Annotated in this window: 8 protein-coding genes; 5 read left to right on the top strand and 3 right to left on the bottom strand. The window is 47.2% G+C overall.

The features are described 5' to 3' along the window. The first annotated feature begins 200 nt into the window (after positions 1-200). Entirely contained in the window at positions 201-1970 is a 1770-nt protein-coding gene (gene recN / locus RIB93_RS17010) for a DNA repair protein RecN (RefSeq protein WP_446373909.1), read from the top strand. A gap of 29 nt (positions 1971-1999) precedes the next feature. On the opposite strand, the gene RIB93_RS17015 is transcribed toward recN, so the two are convergent. Next, positions 2000-2284 (bottom strand): hypothetical protein, encoded by a 285-nt coding sequence (locus tag RIB93_RS17015; protein WP_446373910.1) that lies wholly within the window; start codon positions 2282-2284, stop codon positions 2000-2002. Between RIB93_RS17015 and RIB93_RS17020 the strand changes: the two genes are divergently transcribed. Further along, complete coding sequence (locus RIB93_RS17020; RefSeq protein WP_446373911.1) at positions 2272-4899, top strand: GAF domain-containing protein; 2628 nt, start codon at positions 2272-2274, stop codon at positions 4897-4899. The genes RIB93_RS17015 and RIB93_RS17020 overlap by 13 nt on opposite strands. Before the next feature lie 204 nt (positions 4900-5103). Further along, positions 5104-7497: a CHASE2 domain-containing protein gene (locus tag RIB93_RS17025; protein WP_446373912.1), complete on the top strand. Its 2394-nt coding sequence runs from the start codon at positions 5104-5106 to the stop codon at positions 7495-7497. Between the two features lie 109 nt (positions 7498-7606). On the opposite strand, the gene RIB93_RS17030 is transcribed toward RIB93_RS17025, so the two are convergent. Further along, entirely contained in the window at positions 7607-7744 is a 138-nt protein-coding gene (locus tag RIB93_RS17030) for a hypothetical protein (RefSeq protein WP_446373913.1), read from the bottom strand. A 622-nt stretch (positions 7745-8366) separates the two neighbouring features. Beyond that, complete coding sequence (gene glgP, locus RIB93_RS17035; RefSeq protein WP_446373914.1) at positions 8367-10937, bottom strand: alpha-glucan family phosphorylase; 2571 nt, start codon at positions 10935-10937, stop codon at positions 8367-8369. Between the two features lie 184 nt (positions 10938-11121). On the opposite strand from glgP, the gene RIB93_RS17040 reads away from it, so the two are divergent. Both RIB93_RS17040 and RIB93_RS17045 read left to right on the top strand, forming a co-directional pair. After that, positions 11122-12327 carry an RNA-guided endonuclease InsQ/TnpB family protein gene (locus RIB93_RS17040; RefSeq protein WP_446373915.1) on the top strand — a complete coding sequence of 402 codons (1206 nt, stop codon included), beginning with the start codon at positions 11122-11124 and terminating at the stop codon, positions 12325-12327. 437 nt (positions 12328-12764) lie between these two features. Continuing rightward, positions 12765-12881, top strand: coding sequence for a photosystem II reaction center protein I (locus RIB93_RS17045; RefSeq protein WP_446373916.1), 117 nt, complete (start codon positions 12765-12767; stop codon positions 12879-12881). Positions 12882-12954 lie beyond the last annotated feature (73 nt).

A 12954-nucleotide genomic window follows, 5' to 3' on the forward strand; every position in this document is an offset into this window, starting at 1 on the left:
TTGCAGGATTCACCAACAGGAGCGGCTCTGTAAAGAATTGTAACAAAAAAATGATTGAGATACCACGCCATTCAGTTTATCCTGATCAGGACTCATGATTAAGCGACAAGGTTGGCTCGATCGGCACGGTAGTATCCACTTATAACTTATGACTTATTTCGTCTTTTAACCGCTTTCTCTAACTATTGGATGAAAATGTTATGTTGCTATCGTTACGGATTCAAAATTTTGCCTTAATTGACCAACTGGAATTGGAATTTGCAGCGGGTCTGAATGTTTTGACGGGCGAAACGGGTGCTGGCAAGTCAATCATTCTGGATGCCATTGATGTCGCGTTGGGAGGAAAAGTCACCCATCGCTTGATTCGCACAGGGGAAAAACGGGCGCTGGTTGAGGCGACGTTTCGCATTGATGGGACGTTGATGGCTTGGTTGAGTGAACAGGAAATTGATTTACTTGATGAAGCGGATTTGGTCTGTAGTCGAGAGATTACGGCGAAACAGAACTCCCTGCGATCGCGATCGCGAATTAATGGGATTTTGGTGAATCGTCGCTTGATGGAACAATTACGCGATCGCTTGGTGGAAATTACCGCCCAAGGTCAAACGGTGCAGCTTTTTGCCTCAACTCGCCAGCGGCGACTGCTTGACTTTTACGGCGGTTTCCCGATCAAACAACACCTTGATCAAGTGACTACGGCTTATCTGGCGTCTCAGGACGCCTTGCAAGCCCTGCAAAAACGGCGTCAGTCAGAACAGCAACGCCTACAACGTCTCGATTGGCTAGAGTATCAAACTCAGGAACTGAGCGCCGCTGATCTTGCTGATCCTGATGAACTCACCGAACTCGAACAAGAGAGTCAACGGTTAACTCATGTCGTAGAACTTCAACAGCACAGTTATCAGGTCTATCAGTCACTTTACCAAAATGATAGTGGGGCATTTGCCTGCGCCGATTTATTAGGGGAAGCCGAAACCACCTTGAGTGATATGGCGCAATACGACACCCAGTTACAACCCATCCTCGAATTGGTCAGTGGGGCTTTAGCCCAGGTGGTAGAAGCTTCTCACCAAATTAATGCCTATGGGGATGGACTCGAAACTGATCCCGAACGTTTAGAAGAGGTGGAAGAACGCATCCGCGCCCTGAAACAAATTTGCCGGAAATATGGACCCACGTTAGCCGATGCGATCGCGCATTACGAAAAACTGACCTCAGAATTGGCTGAACTCAGGGGTAATGGTCAATCCTTGGATGAGTTGGAAAAAAGTTATCGTCAATGTCAGGAAATCTTAACAGAATATTGTAATCAGCTCACCCAGTTACGTCGAGTCGCGGCGGAGGAACTCGAACAGCGTCTGGTGGAGCAACTGAAGCCTCTAGCCATGGAAAAGGTACAGTTTCAGGTGGCGATCACACCCATCACGCCGACAGTGACTGGTGCCGATCAAGTCACGTTTTATTTATCTCCCAACCCAGGGGAACCTCTACAACCGTTAGCAGCAACGGCATCGGGGGGGGAAATGAGCCGTTTTTTACTGGCATTGAAAGCCTGTTTGTCCAATAGTGGCGACCAAGGTGTGACCTTAATTTTTGATGAAATTGACGCTGGGGTATCGGGGCGGGTAGCCAGTGCGATCGCGGAACGACTTCATCACCTGAGCCAGCAAAATCAAGTGTTGTGTGTGACACACCAACCCATCATCGCCGCCATGGCAGATCGGCATTTCCGCGTCGATAAACAGGTGATCGATCAAACCCTCTTACCTGAAACTAACCAGACAAACACGCTCGTTGATCAGGGAATTTCTGAGATAGACCTGCGTACCGTCATTCGCGTCAGTCGCCTCGATCATCATTCTCACCGCCAGGAAGAAATTGCCCAGCTAGCTGGTGGACAATCGGGTCAAGAAGCCATGACGTTTGCTGATTCGCTGTTGACGCAAGCCCGTCATTGGCGTCAGAATTAACTGATATTAAGGTTTAAATGCCTAACAGCTTAATAGGTAATAGGTAATAGGCAATAGAAATTTAGTATCCTATCTCCCCCAGCTCCCCCAGCTCCCCCAGCTCCCCCAGCTCCCCCAGCTTCCCCAGCTCCCCCAGCTCCCCCAGCTCCCCCATCTTCCCCATCTTCCCCAGCTCCCCCAGCTCCCCCAGCTCCCCCAGCTCCCTCATCTTGCCGATAAAATAAACCTGAGTGGTAAAACTTTAACTGATAGAGTAATCTTATTCGTATGCCAGGAATGTTCTCTGACCCTAACGAGAAATATGACAGCTGCATTTTCACCCAGGTCTGCGGATCACAATGGAGATACCGTTGATATAACCCCAATCTATACTGACGACCAAAGAGCGCATGAACATCAATCTGCCTCTGCTGGTGCCCTAGCGACCACTAATGGAACATTTACGGCGTTTCTTGCCCCCCTGACTCAAGACAGTTTCAAAGAAGTTGTTACGGGGGTGGAAAAGAAGCTCGAAGTTGTTCATCAAACCCTGTCCATGCTCCTCGACAGCCAAGGGTTTGAGACAATTCTTCAGGAGATGCTCAATGCCATCACCTTGAAGACAGCAGAGCTGTTGGGTGCAGACCGGACAACGATATTTTTACTGGATGACAATAAGAATGAATTATTTTCGATCGTCGCCGAGGGTGAGAATGAAAAAACCATAGAACTGCGGATTCCGGCTGATCAGGGAATTGCTGGGGAAGTGGCAACGTTTAAAAAAGTTGTCAATAATCCCTACGATTTCTTCGATGATCCGCGATCGGAAGGGTCTAAAAAGCTCTATAAGACAACCGGTTACCGGACGTATACCATGTTGACGCTTCCCTTACTCAATGAGAAGGGAGACTTGGTGGCGGTGGTTCAGCTGTTGAATAAGCTGAAGCCGGATCATGAGCCGGAGGATGATTTACCCTTAGAAGAAAAAATTGATCAACAGGGTTTTAGCGAAACCGACCAGAAACTTTTTGAAGAATTTGCCCCCTCCATCCGCCTGATTCTGGAATCGTCCAAGTCATTTTACCTGGCAACTCAGCAACAGCGAGCGGCGAATGCTCTGATGAAGGCGACTGAATCCCTGAGTAAGAGCAGTTTGGACTTGGAAGAAACCCTTAAGCGGGTGATGGAGGAAGCCAAGGAGCTAATGAATGCGGATCGCTCGACCTTGTGGTTGATTGATCACGAACGCAATGATTTGTGGACAAAGATTCCTCAGGCTGGGGGTTCGATGAAAGAACTGCGGGTTCCCATCGGAGCGGGTTTTGCGGGTCGAGTCGGGCTGACGGGTGAAATTCTGAATATCCCATTTGACCTGTACAATCATCCCGATTCAGAGAAAGCTAGGGAAACCGATCGCAATACGGGATATCGCACCTGTAGCTTGCTGTGTATGCCAGTCTATAACGCCGATGGCGAGTTAATTGGCGTCACTCAATTAGTGAATAAGAAAAAGAAGGGAGAGTTTCCTCCTTACCAGCCCGATCCCGATAAAGAAGAACAAGACACACCCGAATGCTGGAAGGCGAGTTTCGATCAAAGCGATGTCGCTTTTATGGAAGCATTTAATATCCAAGCGGGTGTGGCGCTGCAAAACGCGAAGCTGTTTGCCACGGTTAAACAGCAGGAGCAAATGCAGCGGGATATCCTTCGCAGTCTAACCAATGGTGTAATTTCTACAGACAAAGTCGGTAAAGTTATCGCCGCGAATGAAAGTGCCAAGCAACTGTTGGGCTTTAGTAAGGGAGATACTATCGAAGGACGATCAGTTTCCGAATTGATCAAAATTAAAGAGAAAGAGGGTAGCCTTGCTAGCTTTGCTCAATTACTACAGAATGGCTTAGACGCCAAAAATGAGAAAGACCGCAATCAGTACTACCCCGATCAAACGCTGCTGACGCCCAGTAATGAAGAACATAGCGTGCATTTGTCGATTAACTCCATCGCGGATACGAGTGATCTGACCAATGTGTATGGCGCGTTGGTGGTGATGGACGACATCAGCGATGAGAAGCGCCTCAAGAGTACCATGTATCGGTACATGACCCAGGAATTGGCAGAAGAACTGCTGAAACTGGGTGATGCCAAAATGGGAGGCGATCGCAAAGAAGTTTCGGTGCTGTTTTCTGATATTCGCAGCTACACCACTTTAACCGAAAAACTCCAAGCCGAAGAAGTGGTGGGGATGCTCAATGACTATTTTGAATCGATGGTCGAGGCAATTTTCAAGCACAAAGGCACTCTCGATAAATATATCGGCGATGCAATTATGGCGGTATTTGGTTCGCCCTTACCCCTACCCGATCATGCTTGGAGAGCGGTACAAACGGCTGTGGATATGCGCCACCGATTGGAAGATTTTAATGCTCGTCGTTTAGCCCAGAAAAAAGAAGAAATCCGAATTGGGATTGGGATTAACTCGGACAGCGTAATTAGTGGCAATATTGGTTCGAGTAAGCGGATGGAGTTCACCGCCATTGGCGATGGTGTCAACTTAGGCTCCCGCCTAGAAGGTGCCAGTAAGCAATATGGCTGTGACATTATCATTAGCGAATATACCTTTGCTCCCTGCCAGGATAGGATTTGGTATCGGGAACTCGATTGCATTCGTGTCAAAGGCAAGAATAAGCCTGTCAGAATTTACGAACTGGTGGGACTGCGTTCTGATCCCCTTTCTGCTGAAAAAGAGGAAATTATTGAACATTACCACAAAGGACGGGAGCATTATCTCAACCGGAAGTTTACCCGGGCGATGGGTGAATTTGGCATTATCATGGAAGAATTTGACAAAAATGATAAAGCCGCTGCATTACACCTGAAGCGATGTCAACATTTTCTCCAAGAACCACCAGCTGATGACTGGGATGGGGCTTACACGATGACTGAAAAGTAGTTTGAGCAACTAGCACCCCAAGAATGAGGACTTTTGCGTAGGGTGGGCAATGCCCACCTTATTTATCGCTAATCAGAGAATTATTGTTCAACCCACATTGAGTCATAATAGAGACCAGTGTCTACTGAATTCTATGTTGATGTTGGCTACAATTCAGGGAAATTCTTGCTAGCGTTAAGGTGTTAGTTGTGAGTAATCAGATACGTGAAGGAAACTAGTGGGGAGTTATCTCAAAACCAGGTTCCCTACGAGGGTGGCGAAGGGTCAAAGCTCTCTGCCTTGTGGTCGCGTCTTAAACGCATTGGTAGTTTGACCTGGAAAAATCCAGCCTTGCTAACCAGTTTGGCGGTTACAGGTGTGTTGCTGGGGACTCGCCAGTTAGCGCTTTTGGAGCCATTGGAGCTTTATGCTTATGATCGGTTGATGCAGTTGCGACCGAGTTTACCTCCTGACCCACGCCTGTTGGTAGTTGAGGTGACGGAGCAGGATATTGAATCCCTAGAGCAGTGGCCCATGACTGATGCGCTGATGACGCAGCTACTGCAAAAGCTACAGCAATATCAACCGACGGTGGTTGGTTTGGATATGTATCGGGATATTCCCATACCTCCGGGTAACGCTGAATTAACCCAACTCTTTAACAATAGCGATAATCTCATCCCTATTTGTCGGCTAGGAAACGAAACCAAGCGAGGGACTCCCCCACCGAAAGCTGTGCCTCAGGAGCAGGTTGGCTTTGCGGATTTAGCGATCGATGAAGGGGGTGTTGTGCGTCGGGCGTTGTTGTTTCACAATGCCGAAATTCCTGAAGGTTGTAGCACCCGCCTTTCCTTTAGCTTTCAGTTAGCCCGGTACTACCTCGAACAAAAAGGAATTGAACCACAAACGATTACCCAAGACGAACAAGAGTATCTCAAATGGGGAGATGTGGTTTTCAAACCCCTAAAGCCCAAGTCAGGAGGGTATCAAAAGGCGGATGCAGGTGGCTATCAACTTTTATTGAATTACCGCTCTGAGGACAAACTCGCCGATAGTGTGACCCTGACAGATGTTCTCGAAGATCGTCTTGAGCCGAGCTTAGTCAAAGACCGCATCGTCCTGATTGGGATTTCTGATCCGGCAGAAAATGATCTGTTCTACACACCCTACAGTTCCGAAGGGGAAGTCCTGCAAAAAATGCCGGGAGTGGTTGTTCATGGTCAAATTGTCAGTCAACTGCTCAGTACCGTTCTCAATGGACGCAAGCTGTTTTGGTTTATCCCTGAGTGGGGAGAAGTGGTCTGGATCGGGGTTTGGTCATTGACGGGCGCTATCCTGATAGCCATCACCCACAATATCCGGCAACTGCTGCTGGCTGAGACTGTAGCGATTGGTCTTTTGGGCAGTATATCCTTGATCGTGTTTCTGGAGGCAGGTTGGATACCCGTGATGACACCCGTCGTGGGACTGGTGATGTCATCTACAGGGGTCTTGGCTTATAGCGCTTACCAAAATCAGCAAGAACGCGCCCATTTTGCCCGTCTACTCCAAGAACAGGAAAATAATCTCATTGCCCTTCAGGGGATGTTGCAGGATAGCACTAGAGTTCCGCTCACTACTCAGGAGGATGAAGATAACGATCAGACTCTGATTGCAGAACAGCAAGAGGTAACCCTAAGTGAAGAAACGGCTATTGCCCCATCGCAGCAGGATGGGGATGGAGAAACGGCAATTTGGACGCCTGATGCAGCTGTGAGCCAACCTGCGCCAACGGTTAAACCATCTGACAATCCCAACCTTTTAGCCGGACGCTATAAGATTAATCGGGTTCTTGGTTCTGGGGGATTTGGTCTCACCTATTTAGCTGAAGATAGCCACAGACCGGGTAAACCCAAATGTGTGGTCAAGCATTTAAAACCAGCCCGTCGCGATGAACGATTTCTTGCCATTGCCAGACGCCTCTTTCATACAGAAGCAGAAATATTAGAAAAGTTGGGCAGACATCCTCACATTCCCCAGTTGCTGGCATATTTTGAAGAAAGTCGGGAATTCTATCTTGTCGAAGAATACATTAAAGGAGATTCACTCAGCGACGAGTTACCTGTAGATAAGCGAATGCCAGAAGAGCAAGTGGTCAAGTTAATCAAAGGTCTCTTAGAAATTATGGTGTTTATCCATGAACATAATGTTATTCACCGGGATATCAAACCCAGTAACATTATTCGTCGCCAAACCGATGGTCAATTGGTGTTAATTGATTTTGGGGCAGTCAAACAGATTCAACCTCAACAAAAACTGGATCAGGAACATGATACCCAGGAACATAATACGGTGGCGGTTGGTACTCGTGGCTATGCACCGTCAGAACAATACGCTGGACATCCGACTCTGAGTAGCGATATTTATGCGGTTGGGGTGATTGGGATTCAAGCTTTAACGGGCATTCCTCCTCACCAGTTAGTCCTGGATTCAGAGACAGGGGAAATTAGCTGGCGTCATTTGGCAAATGTGAGTGACGAATTCGGTGAAATATTAGAAAAAATGGTGCGCTACTACTTCCTGGATCGATATCAGTCTGTGACAAAAGTGTTAGAGGATTTAAGTACCTTGTCATCTTAATCTTAGAGCAAGTTGCGTTCTATTATGTCATTGGAGAGCGAAGTGAAGAGGCAAGAGGAGGCGATTGAAATCGCTGCTACACAAGCAAAGTCCGCCTGCGCGGACTGGGTTATAACGGGGGTAGGTAACCCGGATTGGGTATCTTATCACTTCCAGGCATACTGACGGCATTTTCACAAGCAAACATCACATCATTGGCATACCCATTCAGACTGCCATTCCAGCATAAAGCGTTCCAAGAAGCCACAGTGATTTTTAAGGTTGGATCGAGTTTCTGTGCCCTTTGATAAAAGGCGATCGCGCTTCCTCTAATTCCTGCTTCTTTTCCTTCCTATTCCACCCTTTTCCACCCGTTGTCCCTTTTTGATTAAACCCAACACACATAAAATGGCTTTTTTGTCAAATTTGCCTCGGTCTGAGTCGAGCAAATTAAGTCATGTAAGATGCTTGTAGTGGTTCCAGTTTGTCGAGGTTAGGCGGGACAATATCAACGGCTTATCAAGGGTTTGAAGTGTTTGATCTTGAAAATTAGCAATAAAATAGACACAATACAGAATTAAGTTAACATTGTACTACAATCTCAAACCCCGATCAAATCAGGATTGACCCATGAAGTTTTCTGCCCTGTTAAATTTGATGAACGTTAAATGATTAAAACCGAAGCGTAAAGACGAAAAGTTTTCCTTATCTCAGTCAGGTGGTGATTGTACCGTTTGGCTGGTGGATTATCGCCAATGCGATCGCACATCCATTATGTATGTTCAATGTACCGTTGGTTGTCGGGGCGCCCAACCTGCGCCCCGACAGGGGTGGATTAGGATGAAGTGATGCCAATCAGCCTCAAACCCTTACAAATGACAAATGACAGACTAAGAAGCCCAGAGAACTAAGCCGGGTTCATAGAGACTAGAAAGATGTTTGTGTTTGGGAAAGACCCGGAGAGACAAACCTTGTAAGCCACTGGCACTATAACTGATATCAGCCGTATAAATACTGATATTGTGTTCGTCAGTTCCCTGGTAATCCATCACCACGGGTACGCCATTAACAATTTGCCCATCGGCATTGACTGAACCTTGGTAGAGTTCGACTTGGACATCATCAGCCGTTAGTCCAGCTAGGTTGATGCGGCTTTTCACCGCAACCGATTGATTGACCATGAGATCACTGGGAGCACCAATGTCAATGTCTTCAACTTTAATCCTGTACCACTGTTCAAATAAGTGTTGCTTCCACTGAGCGAGTTCTTTCACTGGTTGGTAACCTTCGCTCGTCATCGCCTTGTAGCGTTCGCTGGCTGGGAAATAACCCCGCATCGCATAATCTCGGAGCATACGAGCAGTATTAAAGGTAGGACAGTTGAGTCGGATCGTATCTTTCATCTTGGCAATCCATCCACGGGGTAATCCTTCATTGTCGCGATCATAGAACAAGGGGACAATTTCCTGTTCCAATAAGTCGTAAAGGGCGTTGGCTTCTATCTCATCTTCGTACTCAGGATTATCGTATTCTTCCCCGTGACCGATGGGCCAACCGGTTCGCACGTAATCGGCTTCGTCCCACCATCCATCAAGGATACTGACATTCATCAGACCATTCATGGAACCCTTCATCCCAGAGGTTCCCGATGCCTCACGGGGACGACGGGGAGTGTTTAACCAGATATCACAACCTGATACCATCAGTCGGGCGATGTGAATGTCATAGTTGGGAACAAAGACGACAGAGTTATCCAATCCCGCTTCGCGAATCGTATGAATAATCTTGCGGATGAAATCTTTCCCTGGCATGTCTTTGGGATGGGCTTTACCTGAAATGACAAACTGAACTTTTCGTTTTCGTTCTTTATCGCCTTGGATAATTTTTTTAATTCGATCCAGATCTCGTAGGAATAAGTTTGCCCGCTTATAAGTCGCAAACCGACGGGCAAAGCCAATGGTCAAAATGCTGGGATCTAAAACCTCACGCGCCCGATCAATTTCGGCAGGGGTAGCGCCGCGATCGCGCAAATGGTACTGTAAGCGTTCCCGTACAGACATAACCATTTGAGACCGACAAGCTTGGTGATTGCGCCACAACTCCTCATCCGGAATAGAAGCAACCCGATCCCACAAGGGATCTTCTGCCTTGCGGCTTGACCAGTTCGGACCCAGGTAGCGATCATACAGTTCCTGGTTTGCCTTTGCCACGACGCTGCGAGCATGGACACCATTCGTAATCGAGGTAATCGGGACTTCATCGAGAGGCAGATCAGACCACAGTCCATGGAACATCTTCCGCGACACGTCCCCATGCAATCGGCTGACACCATTAATAAAGCTAGAGGTTTTAATGGCTAATGCTGCCATGCTAAAGGGGGATTCCAAATTTCCCGTATCTTCTCGTCCCAACCCCAGAAATTCTTCCCGCGACAAGCCAAAGATATTCGCATAATGACCCACATAGTACATTGCCTTATCGGGAGGAAATAGGTCAAATCCCGCCGAGACAGGCGTATGGGTGGTGAATAGTTGGGTTGACTGAGCCAATTGTTTGGCTTCGGTAAAGCTTAACCCTTCTTCCTCGATATATCGACGGATGCGTTCCAGAATTAAAAAGGCGGAGTGACCTTCGTTGAGGTGATAAACGTTGACCTTGTATCCCAAGGCTTTTAAGGCTCTAATCCCACCAATCCCTAACATCATCTCTTGGTGAATCCGCATATCCAGATCACCCCCATAAAGTCTATCGGTGATATCTTGGTCGTAGGGATTATTGGGTTCAATGTTGGTATCCAGCAGATACAAGGAAACCGTTCCCACTTGCACGCGCCAGACGCGAGCATAAACAGTACGACCTGGATATTCGACGGCAATCCGCACTTGTGAACCATCCTCATGGCGCTCTAAGTGCAGCGGCATATTGTAAAAGTCATTAATGGGATAGCGCTCTTGTTGCCAACCATCTGCATTCAGGTATTGGGCGCAATATCCTTCTTGATAAAGTAAACCGACTGCCACTAAAGGCAAACCCAGGTCAGAGGCAGATTTGAGATGATCGCCAGCCAGAACACCCAAACCACCGGAATATATGGGCAGACAATCGACTAACCCATACTCGGCACAGAAGTAGGCATAGCATTCCTTTTCATCGCTGTTGCCACGATGTTTACGATACCATGTCCGTTCCTTGAGGTAGTCGTCTAACTGTCGAGATGCTCGTTCCATTTGTGCCAGAAACCCATCATCTTCAGCCACTTGTTCCAGACGGGCTTGGCTAATCATCCCCAACATCAAAACGGGATTATGGCGAGTGGATTCCCAGAGTTTACGGTCTAGGCGTCGGAACAAGTCTTTTGTCTCCACATTCCAGTCCCAATGCAGGTTATATGCCAGCTTGCGTAAGGGTTCCAGGGCTTCTGGCAAAGCGGGAGAAACGTTAAAAGTGCGAATAGGCTGCATAGAGCGACAAAATTCTAAGTTTTACAGCAAAGCGATGGTGCAGGCTCCCTCGTGATTTATCCGAGGAATGAAACCAAGCAAGGCGTTCAGCCGTTGCAACTTTAGTTGCGAGTGTTAACGATCTTGCTTCGACGCCGCTCACCAACCTTGTGCTAAAATCTTATCACGAGCTTAAAGCGATAAAATGATTGTCTACGAAGGGAAGCTAAAAGGTAAAGAGTACCAATATAGAAGGCTTGATGAAGCCATCCGCACTGGTCTGTTTATCCGTAATGCTTGCCTCCGATATTGGGAAGACGGTCATGCTAAGAGTCGCAATGACTTATCTAAGTATTGTGCAGTCCTGGGCAAAAATAAAGAATTCCCTTGGGCGGGAAAATTAAACTCTCAAGCCCGACAAGCCATGGCGGAACGGACTTGGGCTAGTATTGCCAGATTCTTTGACAACTGTAAAAAGAAAATTCCGGGCAAAAAAGGTTATCCCAAGTACAAAAAGAATCGTCCATTACATGGTTCTGTAGAGTACAAAACATCAGGTTGGAAGCTGTCAGAGAATCGTGACCACATCACATTTACTGACGGGTTCAAGGCGGGAGAGTTCAAGCTCTACGGGACTCGCTACTTAGACGACTACCAACTCAACCAGATTAAAAGAGTTAGGGTAGTGCGCCGCGCCGATGGCTATTATGCTCAGTTTTGTATAGACCATGACAGGACTGAAGATAAAAAGCCAACGGGCAATACTGTAGGATTAGATGTTGGGTTAAACCACTTCTATACCGACTCAAAGGGTCAAACGGTTGATAATCCGAGATTTCTGAGGAAGTCAGAAAGGCAACTAAAACGTCTCCAGAAGCGGGTATCTAGGAAGTTTAAGAAGGCTGACGCCGTGAGCGTCAGCCGAACGGGGCAACCACAGTCTAATAACTACAAGAAGGCTAAGCGGAAGCTAGCCAAAAAGCATTTAAAAGTCAGTAGGCAGCGTAAAGACTTTGCGGTAAAGACTGCATTGTGCGTAGTCCGGTCTAACGACTTGGTAGCTTATGAGGACTTGCAAGTGCGGAATATGGTCAAAAATCATCACCTGGCGAAGTCGATTTCAGATGCGGCTTGGTCAGAGTTTAGGTGCTGGCTTGAGTATTTTGGCAAAGTATTCGGTGTAGCGACGGTTGCGGTTAAACCACACTACACCTCCCAGCATTGTTCCAACTGCGGTTGTGTTGTGAAAAAAACACTCTCAACTCGAACACATAAATGTAAGTGTGGATGTGTTTTAGACCGTGACTGGAACGCAGCAATTAACATACTCAAGGAAGCACTTCGTACTGTAGGGCATACAGGAACATTCCAAAAAGACTGGATAAACGCTTCGGGACAACTCGCCCTATAGCAGTATTGATGAAAGTCAATACTCGCTTGGTGATTGGATGAACGAAGAATCCCCCGTCTTTCAAGCGGGGGAGTGTCAAACAAAGGATGAGACTTTTAATACTGTTTTCGGAACAGACTTGGGTTCATCGGTGTTAGTTTAACGCTAAAGTGCCATCGGCAACGGGTTGAGAAGCATCCATTGCTTCAAGGTCTATTTACGCTCAAAAGCTTATAGAGACGTGCCTTGGCGCGTCTTGGAACTCGCCGTTGAGGAAAAAAGTCTGATATCTATGAGGATCTAAACTCAAACCCTGTTGGGTATCGTACCTTCATCCTGAGCGTGAGTAGACTTTGCCTATCAACAAGGAGACCACCATTGGGTATGATTAGAAAAGTTGTTGCAAAACGCAACACAATCGCCAATTCGATGATTCATACCTCTGGGAGATATTCAAGATGCTGACACTCAAGATTGTGGTCTATATCGTTGTTGGTATTTTCGTTGCCTTATTTGTGTTTGGCTTCCTGTCAAACGATCCGGCTCGTAACCCCAAGCGACGGGATTTGGAGTAAATTATACTTTGCTTCATCCCTGAGTTTTGCAAAGGGGCGAGGCGTATCTCGCCCCACTGTGATTAGGCGCGGT

Origin of the sequence: Coleofasciculus sp. D1-CHI-01 (assembly GCF_040218875.1) — a bacterium.
Classification (GTDB): Bacteria; Cyanobacteriota; Cyanobacteriia; order Cyanobacteriales; family Coleofasciculaceae; genus Coleofasciculus.

Coding starts and splice junctions, on each gene's coding strand:
- RIB93_RS17020 (WP_446373911.1), top strand. CDS start 2,272: ATGACAGCTGCATTTTCACCCAGGTCTGCGGATCACAATGGAGATACC.
- recN (WP_446373909.1), top strand. CDS start 201: ATGTTGCTATCGTTACGGATTCAAAATTTTGCCTTAATTGACCAACTG.
- RIB93_RS17040 (WP_446373915.1), top strand. CDS start 11,122: ATGATTGTCTACGAAGGGAAGCTAAAAGGTAAAGAGTACCAATATAGA.
- glgP (WP_446373914.1), bottom strand. CDS start 10,937: ATGCAGCCTATTCGCACTTTTAACGTTTCTCCCGCTTTGCCAGAAGCC.
- RIB93_RS17015 (WP_446373910.1), bottom strand. CDS start 2,284: ATGCAGCTGTCATATTTCTCGTTAGGGTCAGAGAACATTCCTGGCATA.
- RIB93_RS17045 (WP_446373916.1), top strand. CDS start 12,765: ATGCTGACACTCAAGATTGTGGTCTATATCGTTGTTGGTATTTTCGTT.